Origin of the sequence: Frankia tisae (assembly GCF_025403405.1) — a bacterium.
In the GTDB taxonomy this organism is placed as follows: Bacteria; Actinomycetota; Actinomycetes; order Frankiales; family Frankiaceae; genus Frankia; species Frankia tisai.
Genome location: NZ_JANEZT010000012.1, coordinates 1 through 19,063 on the forward strand (window position 1 = coordinate 1; position 19,063 = coordinate 19,063).

At 73.4% G+C, this 19,063-nt stretch carries 13 protein-coding genes; 7 read left to right on the forward strand and 6 right to left on the reverse strand.

Annotated features, from left to right (window positions below):
- The 5 genes from NBZ85_RS02295 to NBZ85_RS02315 form a co-directional block, all read right to left on the reverse strand.
- On the reverse strand, positions 1-2,137 hold a 2,137-nt coding region (locus NBZ85_RS02295), incomplete at its 3' end, for a 3-hydroxyacyl-CoA dehydrogenase NAD-binding domain-containing protein (RefSeq protein WP_261561440.1).
- Between the two features lie 48 nt (positions 2,138-2,185).
- Complete coding sequence (locus NBZ85_RS02300; protein ID WP_261554091.1) at positions 2,186-3,406, reverse strand: thiolase family protein; 1,221 nt, start codon at positions 3,404-3,406, stop codon at positions 2,186-2,188.
- 219 nt (positions 3,407-3,625) lie between these two features.
- Positions 3,626-5,185: a ribonuclease D gene (locus tag NBZ85_RS02305; protein WP_261554090.1), complete on the reverse strand. Its 1,560-nt coding sequence runs from the start codon at positions 5,183-5,185 to the stop codon at positions 3,626-3,628.
- 230 nt (positions 5,186-5,415) lie between these two features.
- The gene (locus NBZ85_RS02310; protein ID WP_261554089.1) at positions 5,416-6,075 is read right to left on the reverse strand and encodes a DUF3000 domain-containing protein; all 660 of its coding nucleotides are present in this window, start codon (positions 6,073-6,075) and stop codon (positions 5,416-5,418) included.
- 830 nt (positions 6,076-6,905) lie between these two features.
- Positions 6,906-7,292: a DUF3817 domain-containing protein gene (locus tag NBZ85_RS02315; RefSeq protein ID WP_261554088.1), complete on the reverse strand. Its 387-nt coding sequence runs from the start codon at positions 7,290-7,292 to the stop codon at positions 6,906-6,908.
- A gap of 383 nt (positions 7,293-7,675) precedes the next feature.
- On the opposite strand from NBZ85_RS02315, the gene hemE reads away from it, so the two are divergent.
- From hemE to NBZ85_RS02335, 4 genes are all read left to right on the forward strand, one after another.
- Positions 7,676-8,917, forward strand: a complete 1,242-nt coding sequence (gene hemE / locus NBZ85_RS02320; protein WP_261554087.1) for a uroporphyrinogen decarboxylase — start codon at positions 7,676-7,678, stop codon at positions 8,915-8,917.
- 167 nt (positions 8,918-9,084) lie between these two features.
- Entirely contained in the window at positions 9,085-10,518 is a 1,434-nt protein-coding gene (gene hemG / locus NBZ85_RS02325; protein WP_261554086.1) for a protoporphyrinogen oxidase, read from the forward strand.
- Between the two features lie 51 nt (positions 10,519-10,569).
- The gene (hemQ, locus tag NBZ85_RS02330) at positions 10,570-11,265 is read left to right on the forward strand and encodes a hydrogen peroxide-dependent heme synthase (RefSeq protein WP_261554085.1); all 696 of its coding nucleotides are present in this window, start codon (positions 10,570-10,572) and stop codon (positions 11,263-11,265) included.
- A gap of 1,009 nt (positions 11,266-12,274) precedes the next feature.
- Positions 12,275-13,930, forward strand: a complete 1,656-nt coding sequence (locus NBZ85_RS02335) for a sugar transferase (RefSeq protein ID WP_261554084.1) — start codon at positions 12,275-12,277, stop codon at positions 13,928-13,930.
- Between the two features lie 25 nt (positions 13,931-13,955).
- On the opposite strand, the gene cysC is transcribed toward NBZ85_RS02335, so the two are convergent.
- On the reverse strand, positions 13,956-15,821 hold the full coding sequence (cysC, locus tag NBZ85_RS02340; RefSeq protein ID WP_261554083.1) for an adenylyl-sulfate kinase: 1,866 nt from the start codon (positions 15,819-15,821) through the stop codon (positions 13,956-13,958).
- Between the two features lie 35 nt (positions 15,822-15,856).
- Here cysC and NBZ85_RS02345 point away from each other — a divergent pair, with 35 nt between their 5' ends.
- The 3 genes from NBZ85_RS02345 (at position 15,857) to NBZ85_RS02355 (ending at position 19,028) form a co-directional block, all read left to right on the forward strand.
- Positions 15,857-16,666, forward strand: a complete 810-nt coding sequence (locus NBZ85_RS02345; RefSeq protein ID WP_261561445.1) for a 3'(2'),5'-bisphosphate nucleotidase CysQ — start codon at positions 15,857-15,859, stop codon at positions 16,664-16,666.
- Between the two features lie 203 nt (positions 16,667-16,869).
- Entirely contained in the window at positions 16,870-17,784 is a 915-nt protein-coding gene (gene cysD, locus NBZ85_RS02350; protein WP_261554082.1) for a sulfate adenylyltransferase subunit CysD, read from the forward strand.
- On the forward strand, positions 17,784-19,028 hold the full coding sequence (locus NBZ85_RS02355; protein WP_261554081.1) for a sulfate adenylyltransferase subunit 1: 1,245 nt from the start codon (positions 17,784-17,786) through the stop codon (positions 19,026-19,028). The genes cysD and NBZ85_RS02355 overlap by 1 nt, the downstream gene beginning before the upstream one ends.
- Positions 19,029-19,063: the final 35 nt, after the last annotated feature.

Sequence of the window (19,063 nt, forward strand, 5' to 3'; positions counted from 1 at the left end):
GGGTGGCGACGCCGGGTGGGGCGAAGCGTTCGCCGGTGACGGCCTCGCTGATGCCGGTGCGGTCCAGGTAGGGGGTGATCCCGCCGAGGTGGAACGGCCAGCCGGCGCCGAGGATCATGCACAGGTCGATGTCGGCGGCCTCGGCGACGATCTTCTCGGTGAGCATGAGGTGGATCTCCTCGGCGAGCGCCCGCAGGGCGGCCTCGCGCACCTCGGCGGCCGTGCGCGGCCGCACCCCCGCAGCCGACCTCAGGGCCGCGGCGGCGGAGGGGTCGACGATCTGGGTGCCGTCCGGGCCGGTGGTGTAGACCGAGCCCCGGCCCGCCTCGACCAGCCGGGCCAGGCTCGTCGGCGCCCGGAACCGGTCCGGGAAGGTGGCGTGCAGCGTCTCGGCGACGTGCAGCGCGACCGGCGGGCCGACCAACGACAGCAGGACGAGCGGCGACATCGGCAGGCCCAGGGGATCCAGGGCGTGGTCGACCTGCTCGATCGGCGTGCCCTGCTCCGCGGCGCCCAGGACCTCGCCGAGGAAGCGGGTGAGCAACCGGTTCACGACGAACGCCGGCGCGTCCGCGACGAGCACGGCGTCCTTGCGCAGGGTGCGGGCGACGGCCAGCGTCGTCGCGACCGTCGCGTCGTCGGTGCGGGCCGCGCGGACCACCTCGACGAGTGGCAGCACCGACACCGGGTTGAAGAAGTGCAGGCCGGCCACCCGCTCGGGATGAGCCAGCCGCGCGGCCATCTCGGTGATCGACAGCGCGGAGGTGTTCGTCAGCAGCACCGCGGTGGGCGCGACCACGGCCTCCAGCTCGGCGAACACCGCCTGCTTGACCGCCAGGTCCTCGAAGACCGCCTCGATCACCAGGTCGGCGTCGGCGAAGGCGTCCAACGTCCGCGAGCCGGTGACGTTCGCCTTGTACCGGTTGGCCTGATCGGCGGAGATCCGGTGGCGCAGCAGCAGATTGTCGATCTCCCGGTGGACGTTTGCGACCCCGGCGTCGAGCCGCTCGGAATCGATGTCGGTGAGCACGACGGGCACCTCGAGGCGGTGCGCGAACACGAGCGCGAGCTGGGCGGCCATCAGCCCGGCGCCGACGACCCCGACCTTCGTGACCGGGCGGGCCAGCGAAGGATCCGGGCCGCCGACCGGCCGCTTCGCCCGCTTCTGTACCAGGTCGAAGGCATACAGCCCGGCGGCGAGCTCACCGCTGACCGACAGGTCTGCCAGCGCCTGCGTCTCGGCGGCGAAGCCGCTGGCACGGTCGGCCGTCTCGGCCAGCGCGATCAGGTCCAGGGCCCGGTAGGCGGCCGGCGCGGCGCCGTGCAGCCTGGCGTCGGCGAGGGCCCGGCCGCGGGCGACGGCGTCGGCCCAGGCGGCGCCCCGCTCCACCGGGCGGCGCCCGGCAACCGGGTCGATCTCCTCGCGCAGCACCCGGCCCACCCAGGCCAGCGCCTCCTCCAGGAAGTCGGCCGGTTCCAGCAGCACGTCCCCGATGCCCAGTTCGAACGCTATGGACCCGCGCAGGGTGCGGTTCTGGCTGAGCGCGTTGTCGATGATGACGGACACCGCCCGGTCGGCGCCGATCAGGTTCGGCAGGAGCTGGGTACCGCCCCAGGCCGGTACCAGGCCGAGGAACACCTCCGGGAAGGCGAGCGCGGGAATCCCGGCGGACAGCGCCCGGTAGTCGCAGTGCAGCGCCAGCTCCAGGCCGCCGCCCAGCACCGCCCCGTTGACCAGCGCGAAGGTGGGGACCCGGCGCCCGCCGAGGCGGCCGGAGCCGAGCCGGGCGAAGGCGTCGTGGCCGAGGCGGCCGAGCGCGTCCAGCGACGGGCGCAGCCGGTCCGCCTCGGTGATCGACGACCGGAAACCGAGGTCGGCCCCGACGCTGAAGATGAACGGCTTGCCGGTTACGGCGATCGCGGCGACCGGGGGATCGTGCGCCTCGATCCCGTCGACGGCGGCGAGCAGCGAGCGCAGCCCGGCCGGGCCGAAGGTGCTCGGCCGGGTGTGGTCGTGGCCGTTGTCGAGGGTGACGAGGGCGACCGGGCCGGCCACCCCGGGGAGCGTCACGTACCGGACGTGCGCGGCCGTGACGACCTCGTCCGGGTAGTCCAGGGTCACCTCGTCGATCGTCATGCCGCCCTCTCCTGGGACTGGGTTCTCGCGTGCTCGCGTGGGGCGCGGTCAGCTCGTCGCCGTGGTCGCGGCGTCGTGGTGGGGGTTCTCCCAGACCGTGGTCGCCCCCATGCCGAGGCCCACGCACATCGCCGTCATGCCGTAGCGGACCTCGGGATGCTCGGCGAACTGCCGGGCCAGCTGGGTCATCAGCCGCACCCCGCTGGACGCCAGCGGATGGCCCAGCGCGATCGCACCGCCGTACCGGTTGACGCGGGGGTCGTCGTCGGCGATCCCGAAATGGTCGAGGAAGGCGAGGACCTGCACGGCGAACGCCTCGTTCAGCTCGAACAGGCCGATGTCGTCGATCGTCAGGCCGGTACGGGCCAGCGCCTTCTCCGTCGACGGGATCGGGCCGACGCCCATCACCTCGGGGGCGACGCCGGCGAACCCGTAGCCGACCAGCGTCATCTTCGCCGGCAGGCCCAGCTCGGCGGCCACCTCCGCGGCGGCGAGCAGGCATCCGGTCGCGCCGTCGTTGATCCCGGCGGAGTTGCCCGCCGTGACCCGGCCGTGCGGGCGGAACGGGGTACGCAGCCCGGCCAGCCCGGCCAGGGTCGTCGCCGGGCGCGGCGGCTCGTCGGCGGTGACCAGTTCCCAGCCGCTGTCGGCGTGCCGGGCCGCCATCGGGACCAGGTCGGGCTGAATCTGACCGTTCGCGTAGGCCTTGGCGACCTTCTCCTGGGAGGCCAGGGCGTAGGCGTCGGCCCGCGCCCGGGTGATTGCCGGGTAGCGGTCGTGCACGTTCTCCGCTGTCGAGCCCATGACCAACGCGGACGGATCCACCAGCCGCTCGGCGACGAAGCGCGGGTTGAGGTCGGCGCCCTCGCCCATCGGATGGCGGCCCATGTGCTCCACCCCGCCCGCCACCGCGACGTCGTAGGCGCCGACCGCGATCGAGGACGCCGTCGTCGTCACCGCCGTCACGGCGCCGGCGCACATGCGGTCGACGGCATAGCCGGGCACCGACTCCGGCAGCCCCGCCAGCACCCCGGCGATCCGGCCGATGGTCAGGCCCTGATCGCCGATCTGGGTGGTGGCCGCGATCGCCACCTCGTCGACGCGCTCCGGTGGCAGCGACGGGTTGCGGCGCAGCAACTCCCGGATCACCCGGACGATCAGGTCGTCCGCCCGGGTCTCGGCGTAGACGCCCTTGGCCTTGCCGAACGGCGTGCGCACGCCGTCGACGAAGACCACGTCGCGGACCGAACCGCGGGCTGAACCGAACACGGTGGCCTCCCCACCGGCGACGCCTGGCCGCCGGCACCTCGCCGTGAGACGCCGACCGCCCGTGCCGGCCCGATGGGACCGCGCTGACGGTCAGCACCGGCGCGGACACCGCCGGCACCGGCTAGCCTACGGCAGGTGGTTACCGGCCGGTAGACCACTCGCGCCGTCTGCCCCCGGTGTCGCGGTACGGCCGTTGGCGCATCGCCAGCGCGGAGGGGATCAGGCCGCGCCGGGGCCGGCCGGGGCGGAACCCGTCGGGCCCGGGCCCGACGCGGACGGCTTCGTCGCGCCGCCGCCCGCCGAGGCCGGGTCGGTGGGGCTGCCGCCCGTCGGGGTGGCCCCGATCGAGGAAGCGCCGCCGTCCGCCGGCGCCGCACCGACCGGAGAGCCGGCGGTGGGCCGCCCGGCGGACCCGCGCACCGAGCGGCCGGCGCCGGCGCGCCCACCGCGGGAGCGCGGTCGATCCGCCCCGCCGGCACCCCCGCCGCGACCCGCACGCCGCCCGCCGGCGCGCTCGGTGGCGGGCGGGGCTGCCTCGTCCGCCGGATCAGGTTCCGGGTCGACGAGCGCGGAGTTCAGGGCCGTGCGGGTCAGCTCCCGCTGCCAGGCGCGGGCGCCGCCGGCGATCAGCGCCTCCTCCACCGCCGACTCGGTCAGCGGATCGGGCGGGGACCAGGCGATCCGCCGGGACAGCGCGGGTTCGAGGAGGTTCTCCACCGGCATGGTGTGAGCGGCGGCAATCGTGGACAGCTCCGCCCGCACCCGGGCGAGCCGGGCGGCGGCCACCGGGTCGCGCTCGGCCCACCGGTTCGGCGGGGGAAGACCGTCCCCGCTGGGACCGGCCGGCGCCGGCAGCTCGTCGTCGGGTAGCGCCGCGGCGCTGCGCAGCGCATCCAGCCAGGTGTTCGCGGTCCGCCGGATTCGCGGGCCGGAGAAGATGGGCAGGCGGATCAGCGCCGCGGTGTCGGCGGGGGCGTTGAGGACCGCATCCATGATGGCGCTGTCCGGCAGGACCCGGCCCGGGGCCACGTCTCGGGTGCGGGCCATCCGGTCCCGGGCGGTCCACATGGCCCGCACCGCCGCGAGCTGGCGGCGGGAACGCGCCCGGTGGATGCCGCTGGTCCGTCGCCATGGCTCGGCGCGGGGCTCGCGGGGCGGGGCCGCGACGATCCCGGCGAACTCCTGCCGAGCGAACTCGATCTTGTCCTGTTCGATGAGCTCGGCTTCGAGCGCGTCGCGCAGCTCCACCAGCAGCTCGACGTCGAGCGCCGCGTAGCGCAGCCAGGGCTCGGGCAGCGGCCGGGTCGACCAGTCCGCCGCGGAGTGGCCCTTCTCCAGGCCGTAGCCGAGCACCCGCTCGACGATCATGCCGAGGCCGACCCGCTCGTAGCCCAGCAGCCGGCCGGCGAGCTCGGTGTCGAACAGCAGGCTTGGCCGCAGCCCGAGCTCGGCCAGGCAGGGCAGGTCCTGGCTGGCGGCGTGCAGCACCCATTCGGCGTCACCCACCGCCTCCTGGATGACGCTCAGGTTACCCAGCGGGACGGGATCGACGAGCAGTGAGCCCGCTCCTCGGCGCCGGATCTGGACCAGGTAGGCACGCTGGCTGTACCGGTACCCGGAGGCCCGCTCCGCGTCGAAGGCGACCGGGCCCGTCCCGGCCGCCAGCCGTTCGGCCGCGGCGGTGAGCTCGGCGGCGTCGACGATGACGGGAGGGACGCCGTCCACAGGCGTGAGGAGCGGGATGGGCTCGCGGGCGCTGGTGCTGGGCTCTCCCTCCACCTTTGCGCTTACACCCCCGCTGACCTGCTGTGTTGGTTCAGGAACCGTCGACGTCACGATCGGCGATCGTACGTCTGAATCCTCGCGGAGGCAGCCGCGCTGTACAGCGAATCGCGCTAATTATACGCATCGTGACACCACTACCGGGTACGGTGGCCGGCTTCTGGTCCGAACGGGGTACCGCTGGTCCGGTCGGTGTGGTGCTACAACCGGGCCCGTGGCCGGCGGCTTCAGCCCCGTCGCTGGGGGAGCGGCACGACGCCGGACAGGGCCGGTGGCAGGCCGGCCATGGCGGCCAGGAGGTCACCGAAGGCCAGCAGGTGGGCGGTTGCCCCGACGGGACTCCACGCAGGCCGCGCCGGCTCGGAACCGGCCGGGCCCCCCTCCGCCGAGTCGTCGTCGAGCTCGGTCTCGGCCCAGTCGGGTGACCAGGAACAGCGCAGCTCGACGTCGAAGCTGTCCCCGTCGGCCCGAAGGACACCGAACCGCCGTGACGTCGTCGTCGTCACCGCGCCGCCGAGCGCGCGGAACTGTGCGCCGTGCGCGTCGAGGGACTCCCGCAGCCACGACCAGGCCACGTCGGCCAGCAGCGGATCGGCGGCGATCTCCGGATCGACGCTCGCCCGGGCGTAGCAGACGAAGCGGGCGCTGCCCTGCCAGGCAGGCTGTCCGTCCGGGTCCATCAGGACGATCAGCCGCCCGGCGGCGAGGTCGGCGGCGTCGCCGGTCAGCCCGCCGGCGAGGGCAAAGGCGTAGGGCGCGAGCCGAGTCGGGGCCGCGATCTCGTGCACGCTGATCTCCGGGCGCAGCCACGTCATCCCGTCGCGCAGGGCGCCGGTGCTGGCGAGAAAGATCGGCGGGCTCGCCTCGTACGACTGCACCGCCCCCATGACGGCAACGTTAGGGCGTCGGCCTTGATCGCGCTGGGTGGACGCCGGAGCGTGCTGCTTCGATCCCGTTGCGTGCGATCGGGTGCCGATGAGGCGATGGCTGGAGCGGTGTGCCGCCGCATCCCGCAGGACCGGAACCTCCCGAGACCCGGGTGATGCCTCCGTCGCGACGGGCTCGCCGTACGTCCCGGGACGGCCCGGGGCGGCGCTGTAATCAGGGCGCGGGGTGGGATTGTGCAGGCTCACGCCGAAATCCGGACAGCGGCGCGCCCGCGGCCGCGATGGTCTCTCGCCGCCGCGCCAGCTTCCCTGGCCGGTCTCGGGTGCCCCGCCGGTCTGGCCCCCGGGATCTGCCCCACGGGCGGGACCGGCCCCACAAGCACCGCGGCACCGCACTCTGTGCAGGCCCACTCCGGGCAGTCCGATCCGTGCCCGTCCGCGCACGGCGGCTGCTCGAACGGCCGCTCGTCACCGCACTCGGCGCAGGTGAGAACAATGTGATCGTCGGTGCCCACCCGGACCAGTTCCACTCGAACACCACTCCCCGCGCACGGCTGCTGCGTGTTGCGTCCCCTCGGATGCGGCGGGCGCCTGCACCACGGATCCTGCGCCCCCGCGACTGCCGGCCGAGGTGGAACGCCGACAACGCGCACCCTCTGCCCTCATTCCGACCGGACTGACGGTGCCATGGGACGGACAGATGTCCGCGCATTCTCTCCGGCGTGTCGCGTGCGCCCGTCTCGATGGGGAGTGGGCGGGTGATCCCCCTTCGGGGGAGTTGCCCAGCTTCGTCGCGGGGAACAGTGGGGACATGCGCGCGGGGTGGGGCGTCAGTTCCGGCGAGCGGTGGGCTGGGAGACCGGCCGCGCGCCCGGGTCTGCCGGTGCGGTCGGACTGCCTGCCGTGCCGGCGTCGCCCCGCAGCCAGTGCCGTTCCACGAAGAACGGCGCCACCGGCAGCACGGAGGCGATCAGGGCCAGCACGGTGCGTCGGCGGGGCCAGCGCCCGACGAATGCCAGGTAGCCGATGAGGGCGCAGTAGGCGAGGAAGAGCGTGCCGTGGACCGGGCCGAGGATCTTCACCCCCTGGGGATGGTCGGCGCCGTACTTGATCCCGGTGGCGATGAGCAGCAGGAGGAACGACGTCGCCTCGGCGAACGAGACGGCGCGGGCAGCGGTCAGGATCCGGGAGCCGCTGTGCGGGGACCTATCGGTCATCGGTGAATCCTCAATCGTCGTCGCGTGTCGTGATCGTCGTGTCGTGATCGTCGTGATCGTCGTGTCGTGGTTGGAGTGCACTGTGGCGGCGAGGTGCGCACCGCCTGGGACACGCCGACCGCTCACCTGGGCGAACAGCGGATTTCGTCACACCTGGCCTGCCTACGGTCGCACCTGGCCGGTCGGGTCGGCCGGGGTGGTCCAGGTCGCGGGCACCGGCTGGACCAGCGACTTCTTCTACTGAAAGTAGAAGATAGCTGACGTCGAATGCCCCGATCGGCCCGGACCGTGACCACGCCGACGCCGGTCATCACCCGCCCGTGCCGATCGGGGTGCCCCTGGTCACACCGGCGCAGGTGCGGTGGACATGCAACGATCGAGTCATGTCTGTCGTCCACATCGACGCCGGGCCCGGGTCCGGGTCGGCCAGCGTCCAGACCGCGCCGAGCGGCGTCGCGGTCGCCTCGGCGCGGGTCGCGCCCCCGCGGGACGGCGACAAACCCCATCGTCCCGGGGGGTCCACCGCGCTGACCGACCTCCCACCCGCCGATGCCGCGTTCCGTGCCGGTGCGGTCAGCCTGCACCCCGGTTCCGCCCGCCGGCCCGGCCTCGCCGCCACCGCCCCGTTCCTGCGAGCCTGCCGGCGGGACCAGCCCGAGACCACGCCGGTGTGGTTCATGCGCCAGGCCGGCCGCGTGCTGCCCGAGTACCGGGCGCTGCGCGCCGACGTGCCGATGCTCGACTCGTGCCGCGACCCGGCGATGATCACCGAGATCACCATGCAGCCGGTGCGCCGCTTCCGGCCGGACGCGGCGATCTTCTTCTCTGACATCGTCGTGCCGCTCGTCGCGATCGGTCTCGACATCGACATCGTCGCCGGAGTAGGGCCGGTCGTCGCCGAGCCCGTGCGCGACGCCGCCGCAGTCGCGACGCTGCGTGCGCTGGAGCCGGACGACGTCCCCTACGTCACGCAGGCGGTCCGCAGCCTGCTCGGCGAGCTCGGCGGCACTCCGCTGATCGGTTTCGCGGGCGCGCCGTTCACCCTCGCCAGCTACCTCGTCGAGGGCGGCCCGAGCCGCAACCACCTGCGCACCAAGGCGCTGATGTACGGCGAGCCGAAGCTCTGGCACGACCTGCTCGACCGACTGGCCGTCATCACCGCGGCCTTCCTGCGGGTCCAGATCGACGCCGGCGTCGACGCGGTGCAGCTGTTCGACTCCTGGGCCGGTGCGCTCAGCGAGGACGACTACCGGCGCTACGTGGCGCCGCACAGCGCGCGGGTGCTGAGCGCCTTCGCCGACGAGGTGCCGCGCATCCACTTCGGGGTCAACACCGGCGAGCTGCTCACCGCCATGGGCCAGGTGGGAGCCGACGTCGTCGGGGTCGACTGGCGGGTCCCCCTCGACGAGGCCGCGCGCCGGATCGGGCCGGGCCGGGCCGTGCAGGGCAACCTCGACCCGGCGGCGGTGTTCGCGCCCGAGCCCGTGCTCGCCGCCAAGGTCGGCGACGTCCTCGCCCGTGGTGCGAAGGCGGAGGGGCACGTGTTCAACCTCGGGCACGGCGTCCTGCCGGAAACGGACCCGGGGGTCCTCGCGCACATCGTCGACCTCGTCCACGCCGGTTGAGTCACCACCGGCACCCGGCCGACGCCCGGTTGCCGGTCCACCACCATCGGGGCCGGAGTCCCCACCTGACCGAGATCCGTCGCCGAGGCGCGGCCCGCCTCCGGTCGGGCGTGCCGCGATGGTGAATCCTGGGGACGGCACCATTCATCGTGAAGGGCGGCAGGAACGTGCGGGTTGTCATCGTCGGTGGGGGAATCGCCGGGCTCGCCGCGGCACACGCCCTGGCCGGCCACGCCGAGGTGACCGTCCTGGAGGCGGGGGAGCGCGTTGGCGGCAAGCTGCGCACTACCCCGATCGAGGGCCTGAACGTCGAGGAGGGCGCCGAGTCGTTTCTCGCCCGCGTCCCCGATGGTCTGCGGCTGGCCAGGCAGATCGGCCTCGGCCACGACATCGTGCATCCGGCGACGACCCGCGCGTCGCTGTGGATCCGGGGCCGGCTGCGGCCGATCCCGCCGAACACCATGCTCGGCGTGCCGACGGACGCGTTCGGCCTGGTCCGCTCCGGGGTGTTGTCGCCGTGGGGGCTGGTGCGCGCGGCGGCCGACCTGGTCCTGCCACGCACCCACTTCCCCGACGACCCGACCGTGGGCGGCTTCGTCGGCGCCCGGGTCGGGCGAGAGATCGTCGACCTGCTGGTCGACCCGCTGCTCGGCGGCGTGTACGCCGGGCGAGCCGACGCGCTGTCACTGCGGGCCACCGTGCCGCAGCTCGTGCCGATTCTGGCCGAGGACCGGTCGCTGCTGCTCGGCGCCCACCGGGTGCGAGCCCGCACCGCCCCGGCCGCCTCCGCGTCGACGACGCCGCTGTTCGCCAGCCTTCGCGGCGGTCTGGGGTCGTTCGCGGCACGGCTGGCCGAGCGGTCCGGCGCGACCGTGCGCACCGGCGTGCTGGTGCGGGCCGTGGAACGCGGCGCCGAGGGCTGGCAGGTCGTCTGCGACCGGGTCGGCGGCGGTGAGAAGCCCGAGCCGCTGACGGCCGACGCGGTGATCCTCGCGGTGCCCGCCGGGGTGGCCCGCTCGCTGCTGAGCCCGCTGGCCCCGCACGCGGCCGCCCCGCTCGCCGGCGTCCCCTACGCCTCGGTCGGCCTGGTGACGTTGATCTACCGGGATGCCACCCTCCCGCCCGGCAGCGGGATCCTGGTGCCGGCGCGGGCGGGCACGTCGGTGAAGGCGGCCACCTTCCTGACCACGAAGTGGCCGCATGTGGGCGCCGGTCGGCTCACGGTCGTGCGGGCGAGCGTCGGCCGCGCCGGCGCCGAGCAGGACCTGCAACGCGGCGACACCGAGCTCGCCGGCGTGGCGGCGGCGGAGATCGCCCAGCTCACGGGGCTGTCGGCGCGCCCCATCGCGACCCGGGTGAGCCGGTGGGACGGGGCGCTGCCGCAGTACCTCCCGGGCCATCTGAACCGGATTGCCAGCGTGCGCCGGGCGCTGCCGGCCGGTCTGGCGATTGCCGGCGCCGGCTACGACGGCATCGGCATCCCGGCCTGCATCCGCTCCGGGGAGGCCGCCGCCGCCGCGGTGCTGCGCGCCGCCCGGACGGCGCAGGGCAGCCCGGCCGACCCGGTGGGTCCGCTGGGTCCGCTGGGTCCGGGAGTCTGAGGAACAACCCGGTCGGCCGGCCCGGTCGGCCGGGATGAGGAGGAGACGGGTATGCCGGAGTCCACGAAGTCCGTTCAGGAGCTCAACGCCGAGCTCCTCTACACCGGGTGGTCGGTCTTCGCCGCCGACCGCCCGCTGCCCGCTGATCGGACTTCTCTGATCGACGAGGCCGACGCCCTGCTCGAGGGGGCCCTGGCGAAGGACGTCTACACCCGCGGAACGTACGAGATCTCGGGCTACCGGGCCGACGCGGACCTGATGGTCTGGTGGACCAGCCCGGATCCCGACCTGCTGCAGGAGACCTATCAGCGGTTCCGCCAGACGGCGCTGGGCGGCCACCTGCGGCCCGTGTGGTCGGCGGTCGGGCTGCACCGCCCGGCGGAGTTCAACCGCAACCACATCCCGGCGTTCGTCCGCCGGGAGGACCCACGCGGGTACATCTGCGTCTATCCGTTCAACCGGTCCCTGGAGTGGTACCTGCTGCCGGACTACGAGCGGCGCGGGTTGCTCGCCGAACATGGGATCATGGGCCGCGAGTTCGAGGACGTCCGGGCCAACACGGTCGCCGCGTTCGGCCTGGGCGACTACGAGTGGCTGCTCGCGTTCGAGGCCGACGAACTGCACCGCATCGTCGACTGCATCCGCCATCTGCGGGGGAGCGCCACCCGTCGGCACACCCGGCTGGAGACCCCGTTCTACAGCGGCGCCCGCAAGTCCCTCGCCGACATCGTCGCCGCCCTGCCCTGACCGGTGTGGCGGGCGCGCCGCCGTGCCGCCCGCCTGGCCCGGCGCGCGCCGCTGGCCATCGAGCCCGGCGCGCGCCCGCCAGCCCCCGCCAGCCGGCCGGCCGGGCGATTTTGCAGCAGCCGGCGCCTGCCTGGGCGCCCCCACCCGTCCGGCAGGCGCCGACCGTCCCGTGCTGTGCCCTCCGGTGTCGCGCAGGCGCGAGCCGGAGCACACAGTTCCTTCCCACTCCGACGGCGCCCGTACGGGCCGGGCAGCCGACGGCTCTCCGGCCGCAGCCGAAGAGCCATAACGCACAGTAGCATTGCGGCTGCTGCTTGTATACGCAGCGTGTGGTCGGCGTGTGCTGTCCGGAATATCGATATCCACGATTGAGCGCGGGAATTTCGCTACGGCGGGTTACCGGCGATCGACCTCGTCTCTGCTACCTTGAGTCGCCACAAACGGACGGATGACGCCGCCGCAACACTCGGCGGTCACGGCGCCGCCCCGCACCTGCTCCGCGGGCCCCCGGTAGATCGGCTGAGGAGGGCCGGTAACGTGACCCGTGACCAGGAGTGCCGGCCGCGTCGGTGTCCCGCGGTCCGGCTCGCTCCGGTGTGCACCCCAGTGGAACGCCGGGCAGTGCGCGAACAGCCGGCCCGCCGTCCGGGGTGGCCCACAGTCAGTGGCGGGGGAAGATCGCTGGAGGTCCGGTCGATGCATCACCGATGGTTGAGCTCACGGCCGTCCGAGCGAGGCATACCGCGAACCGCGGCAGGATTCTGTCGACCCGGACCACACCCGAGATCCGACGTGCTGTGGCGACCGCGCGACGACCGGCGATCGGCGCAGTGCGGGGCATCATCGTGACTGGGACTATCGGAACATGCCGGACGACCCGTACAGTTCGGGCGAACCTTACGGTTCGGTCGATTGATGCGGTACGGGCGACGGCGCGGCGCCCAGGACCGCCCTGGTGGCGTCATCCCGCGGGTCATGTACCTGGGGGGGGCCACGAGTGACGGAGACGATGTCAGGGGACGCCCGCGCCTCCGCCGGGTCGAACTTCGTCCCGCGGTCCCGGCCCGGCCCGGTGCCCTACCCTGCGCCGGCCCGGCCCGGCGCCGCCGCTGCGCCGGCCCCGCCGGCCCCGCCGTCGGGCGGCCAGTCCACCGGGACCGGCGGACGCCACAGCGTCGCCCGCGCGCACTCGGTCGCGGCGCTCGAGACCGTGGCCTACCGTGCGCAGGTCAGCTGGGAGCGCCGCTACGTGCGGCTGCTGATCCTGTTCGACGCGGCGGCCTGCGTGGTCGCTGCGGGGCTGGCGTTCTTCGTGCGGTTCGGCGACCTCGTCGACTTCGAGACCAAGCCGGTGTCGATCAAGCCGTACATCCTCATGACGGTGCTGCTGCCGGTGGCGTGGGTGCTGGCCATGTCGCTGAACCGGGCCTACGAGACCAGGTTCCTCGGCGGCGGGTCGGAGGAGTTCCGCCGGGTGGTCAACGCCGCGGCCAGGTTCACGGCCGCGCTCGCCATCATCTCCTACGCGACCAAGGCCGAGATCGCCCGCAGTTACGTCCTCATCGCGTTCCCCGCGGCGACCGTGCTGTCGGTGGCCGGTCGGGTCATCGGGCGCGGCATCCTGCATCGGATGCGCCGCGCCGGGCGCTGCCTGCACCGGGTCCTCGTGGTCGGCGCCGGCGAGTCCGCCGCCACCCTGGTCCGCCTGGCCCAGCGCGACCCGACGTCGGGCTGGTCCGTGGTCGGCGTGGTGCTCGACCGCTCGCCCGGCCGGCACAGCCACGACCGGCCCGAGCGCAGCGGATTCGACCTGCTCGGGGTGCCGATCGTGGGCACCTCGGAGACCCTGCACACCGCGATCACCGCCACCCACGCCACCACCGTCGCGATCTGCCCGCAGATGGACGGTGAGACCCTGCGCCGGGTGCTGTGGACGCTGGAGGGCAGCGACGTCGACGTGCTCGTCTCCTCCGCGCTGACCGACGTGACCGGCCCGCGGATCTCGATCCGCCCGGTGGCCGGGCTGCCCCTGCTGCACATCGACGAACCGGAGCTCACCGGGACCCGTCGGGTCATGAAAGGTGTGTTCGACCGCTGCGTCGCCGGCACGGTGATCCTGCTGTTCCTGCCGGTCCTGCTCGGCCTGGGGCTCGCGGTCCGGCTGACCAGCCGCGGGCCGGCGCTGTTCAAGCAGACCCGGGTCGGCCGCAGCGGCGAGCACTTCACGATGTTCAAGTTCCGGTCGATGTACGTCGACGCGGAGGCGCGCAAGGCCGAGCTGGAGTCGCGCAACGAGCGCGCCGAGGGCCTGCTGTTCAAGATGCGCGACGACCCTCGGGTCACCCGGGTCGGGAAGTTCCTGCGCAAGTGGTCCCTCGACGAACTGCCGCAGCTGATCAACGTGCTCAACGGCAGCATGTCGCTGGTAGGGCCGCGCCCGCCGCTGCCCTCGGAGGTCGCCCGCTACGAGGACGACGTGCACCGCCGGCTGATGGTGAAGCCCGGCCTGACCGGCCTGTGGCAGATCAGCGGCCGGTCGGATCTGGAGTGGGACGAGTCGGTCCGCCTCGACCTGCGCTACGTGGAGAACTGGTCGCTCGCGATGGACTTCGTCATCCTCTGGCGGACCGTCTTCGCCGTCCTCCGCCGCGAAGGCGCCTACTGACCCGCGGACCCCGCGCAGGGTTGCACTAGGTGAGGGCGATCCAGCCGGCGACGCGCAGGTGGTCGAGGACGCGGTCGACGGCCTCGTCACCGGAGAGCTCCGCGGTGTTCACCGTGACGTCGGCGTCGGCGGGTTGCTCGTACGGGTCCGACACACCGGTGAACGCGGGGATGACGCCGGCTCGGGCCTTGGCGTACAGGCCCTTGCGGTCGCGCGCCTCACAGACCTCCAGCGGCGTCGCGACGTGGACCAGGACGAAGCCGCCGCCGGCCGCGCGGACCATCTCGCGGACCTGCGCGCGCACCACCGCGTAAGGGGCGATCGGCGCGCAGACCGCGGTGCCGCCGGCCCCCGCCACCGCAGCGGCGACGAACCCGATGCGGCGCACGTTCGTGTCCCGGTCCGCGCGGGAGAAGCCCAGGCCCTGCGACAGCTGGGTGCGCACGACGTCGCCGTCGAGCAGGGTTATCCGCCGCCCGCCCTGCTCGAGCAGCCGGCAGACCAGCAGCCCGGCCAGGGTCGACTTCCCGGAACCGGACAGCCCCGTGAAGAAGATGGTCAGCCCACGCTGGGAGCGCGGCGGGATCGCGCGGGCGAGCTCCGCGGCCACCGCGGGCGGGGTCAGCTCGGCGGGGATCGGACCCCCGGCGTCGAGCAGCGAGGCCAGCTCCTGGCGGCCCGGTGCGCCGATGGCCGGGCCGATCAGGCTGCCGGACAGTCCGTAGTTGCTGGCCAGATGCGCGCGCTGGGCGTTGAGTCGAGCCAGGTCCTCGGTGTCACCGTTTGGCCGCGGCTCGCCGCCCGTAACGCCGAGGCCCGTCTCGAGTGGAATGCCCGCACGCGACAGGCTCGCCGGTTCGATGCCGATCGGTTCGATGCCGATCGGTTCGATGCCGGCCGGCCCGGTGGACGGTGGGCGGCGTGCACGGCCGGCGGGTGGCAGGACCGTCGCGCTCATACCGGGTTCCCGGGGGGTGGCCAGCAGCGGCGAGGGGATCGCCGGGACGAGGACCAGCAGGCTGCGGTGGCGCGGCTGGTGGTCGGCCCCCGGGCGGCGATAGGGGTCGGGCGCCGGCTCGTGCCGGCGGCCGGCGGCACCCGCCGCGAGCGCGTCGGAGGCCACCGCCTCGGAAGCCAGGGTCGCCTCGCTCGGGCGCAGCGGCGCGTCGACGGCGTCGAGCGCCGCCTGCAGGCAACGGACCCGCAGGTGGTGGCCGGCATCCGCCGGGTCGGCGCCGCCCACCGGGGCGAGCACCACGCACCGCTTGCCCTGCCGGGTCAGGGCCCGGATACGCCCCACGTCCGCGGTATGCAGCAGGCCGTCGGCCCAGACCGCCCACGCCGCCCCCGCTCCCACCTGCGGGCCGGTCCAACCTCGGGCGCGCAGCTCGGCGCGCAGCTGGTCCGGGGTCAGCCGCAGCGCGGGATGGTCCGGGTGGTGGGGCAGGCGCAGCCCCTCCAGGGTGCCGACCAGGCGCACGGGGGACCCGGCTGGAGCCGGGAGCAGCGTGCGCAGATGCAGGGCGGCGATCATCACTCCCTCCAGGTCACGGAGGGCAACGGTCACGCCTGCCGCCAGCGGGTCGGCCTCGGCGGCCGGGACGGCGAGGGTCGGGACCGGCACGCCGGCGACCTCCTGTTCCGCCGGGTAGCCGGGATTCGGGCCGAAGGCGCCGACGAGCAGCAGCTCCAGCTCGGCGAGTTGCAGCGGCGTCAGGATGAGTGACGGCCAGTCGAGCGAGGCCGTCACCAGCTCCGCGGCGCGCTCCGGCGTCACCAGCGCGAGTAGTGCATCGGCGGTGGCGGGTCCGCCGGCGGGGCCGGCGGCCCGCGCTGGGCCCGGCTCCGGGACGCGGTGGGGATCGGGATCGGGATGGGAGGTGGCACTCACACCCGCGACCGTAACGGGTGACAGACTCCGTCCCGATGAACACCGACGACACCCGCCGGCCGGCCACCGTCCCCGTCGACATCGCGACCGACGAACTCGACGACGACGTCCTGGCCCGGCGACTGGCCACGGATGCCGGCAAACTGCTGCTCAGGATCCGGGAGGAGGTCGGGTTCGCCGCGCCGGCCACCCTGCGCGACGCCGGTGACGCGCGCTCCCATCAACTTCTGACCCGGGCACTGACCCGCCACCGCCCGCAGGATGCGGTGCTGTCCGAGGAGGGCGTCGACGACCCGGCCCGGCTGTCCGCCGAGCGGGTCTGGATCGTCGACCCGCTCGACGGCACCCGCGAGTTCGCCGAGCCCGGGCGGACGGACTGGGCGGTGCACGTCGCGTTGTGGCGCGCCGTCGAGCTCATCGCCGGGGCCGTCGCCCTGCCGGCGCTGAACGTGACACTGTCGGGCGGCGGCGACCAGCCGGCCCGGCCCGCCGCGGCGCGCCCGCCGCGGATCGTCGCCAGTCGCACCCGGGCACCCCGCCTCGTGGAGGAGGTAGCCGAGGCCCTGGGCGCCAGCGTCGTCCCCATGGGGTCGGCCGGTGCGAAGGCCGCCGCGGTCATCCGCGGCCAGGCGGAGATCTACCTGCATGCAGGAGGGCAGTACGAGTGGGACTCGGCGGCCCCGGTGGCGGTCGCGCGGGCGACGGGGCTGCACACGAGCCGCCTCGACGGCACCCCGCTGCGGTACAACCAGCCCGACCCGTCACTGCCCGACCTGGTCATCTGTGATGCGACTTTGGCCCCGGCGGTACTCGCGGCGATTCGGGCGGCCGATTCGCAGCGGTGAGGCCACCTTCGGCGGCCGCCCGGTGCCGCTGGTGGTTTCGGGTGTGTGCCGACCGCGACCATCGGTTCTGTCATCGTGTCCCGGGTGTGTGGCATGGGGGGAATTGGGCCCTGGGTGAGCTGGTTAACGTCGGCGAAACTGTCGGCGCGACGGCCGGGTCGGCTACTTTGAACGGATACATCGGCGAGACGAGGGGTTTTCGCGTGCCTGTCACGGGTTACGAGCTCACCCACCTGCAGATGCTCGAGGCCGAGGCCATCCACATCTTCCGCGAGGTGGCGGCGGAGTTCGAGCGTCCCGCGCTGCTGTTCAGCGGCGGGAAGGACTCGATCGTCATGCTGCGGGTGGCCGAGAAGGCGTTCTGGCCCGCGAAGCTGCCCTTCCCGTTGCTGCACATCGACACCGGCCACAACTTTGACGAGGTGCTGGCGTTCCGGGACCGCCGCGCGACCGAGCTCGGCGCCCGACTGGTGGTCGGCTCCGTGCAGGCGGCGATCGACGGTGGTGAACTCACCGAGGACACCCGGCCCGGGGCGTCGCGCAACCAGCTGCAGACCCCGGTGCTGCTCGACTCGATCACGGACAACCGGTTCGACGCCGTGTTCGGCGGTGCCCGGCGCGACGAGGAGAAGGCCCGGGCCAAGGAGCGGGTGTACTCCTTCCGTGACGAGTTCGGCCAGTGGGATCCCAAGAACCAGCGCCCCGAGCTGTGGTCGCTCTACAACGGCCGGCACCGCCCCGGCGAGCACATCCGGGTCTTCCCGCTGTCGAACTGGACCGAGCTGGACATCTGGCGCTACATCGCCCAGGAGCGCCTGGAGATCCCCTCGATCTACTACGCGCACAGCCGCGAGACCTTCGAGCGTGACGGCATGCTGCTCGCGGTCACCCCGCTGACCCAGCCGCGTGTCGGCGAGGCCGTGGTGCCGCGCCAGGTCCGCTACCGCACGGTCGGTGACATCACCTGCACCGGCGCGGTCGAGTCGACCGCGGCGACCGTCGACGAGGTCATCGCCGAGGTCGCGGCGACGCGGATCACCGAGCGGGGCGCGACCCGGGCCGACGACCGGGTCAGCGAGGCGGCGATGGAGGACCGAAAGCGGGAGGGGTACTTCTGATGGCCGAGCTGCTGCGTGTCGCGACCGCGGGGTCGGTCGACGACGGGAAGTCGACGTTGATCGGCCGGCTCCTCTACGACACGAAGTCGCTGTTCACCGACCAGCTCGCCGCCGTCGAGCGGACCAGCCGGGAGCGCGGCGACGGCTACGTCGACCTCGCGCTGCTCACCGACGGCCTGCGGGCCGAGCGGGAGCAGGGCATCACCATCGACGTCGCCTACCGCTACTTCGCCACCCCGCGGCGGACGTTCATCCTCGCGGACACCCCGGGGCACGTGCAGTACACCCGCAACATGGTCACCGGTGCCTCGACCGCCGACCTCGCGCTACTGCTCGTGGACGCGCGCAAGGGCATCGTCGAGCAGACCCGCCGGCACGCGTTCCTGGCGTCGCTGCTGCGGGTACCCCACCTGGTGCTCTGCGTGAACAAGATGGACCTCGTCGACTTCGATCGGGAAGTCTTCGAGAAGATCAAGGAAGATTTCCGGCGCTTCGCCGCAAAGCTGGAGATCGTCGACGTCGCGACGATCCCGGTGTCCGCGCTGACCGGTGACAACGTGGTGTCCCGCTCGCCGAGCACGCCCTGGTATGACGGCAGCTCGTTGCTGCACCACCTGGAGGAGCTGCACATCGCCTCCGACCGCAACCTGATCGACGTGCGGTTCCCGGTGCAGTGGGTGGTCCGGCCGCGCAGCGAGGAGCTGCACGACTACCGCGGCTACGCCGGCCAGGTCGCCGGCGGCGTGATCAAGCCCGGCGACGACGTCATCGTGCTGCCGTCCGGGCTGACGTCGCGGGTCGCCGGGATCGACACCTACGACGGGCCGGTCGACGAGGCGTTTCCCCCGATGTCGGTCATCGTCCGCCTGGAGGACGACCTCGACGTCTCCCGCGGAGACATGATCGCGCGGCCGAACAACCAGCCCACGGTCGGGCAGGACCTCCACCTCATGGTCTCCTGGATGGTCGACGCGCCCCTGCGCCGGCGCGCCCGGGTTGGGATCAAGCACACCACCCGGTCGGTGCGGGCGATGGTCACCGACGTCTCCTACCGCGTCGACATCGACACGCTGCACCGCGACGAGACCGTCGACTCGCTGGGCCTCAACGACATCGGCCGGATCGCCCTGCGGACGACCTCGCCACTGTGCTACGACCCGTACCGCCGTAACCGCAACACGGGCAGCGTGCTGCTCATCGACGAGGTAAGCGGAACCACCCTCGGCGCCGGGATGATCCTCTGATCGAGCGGTGGACCTGCCCGTTCTCCCACCGGATC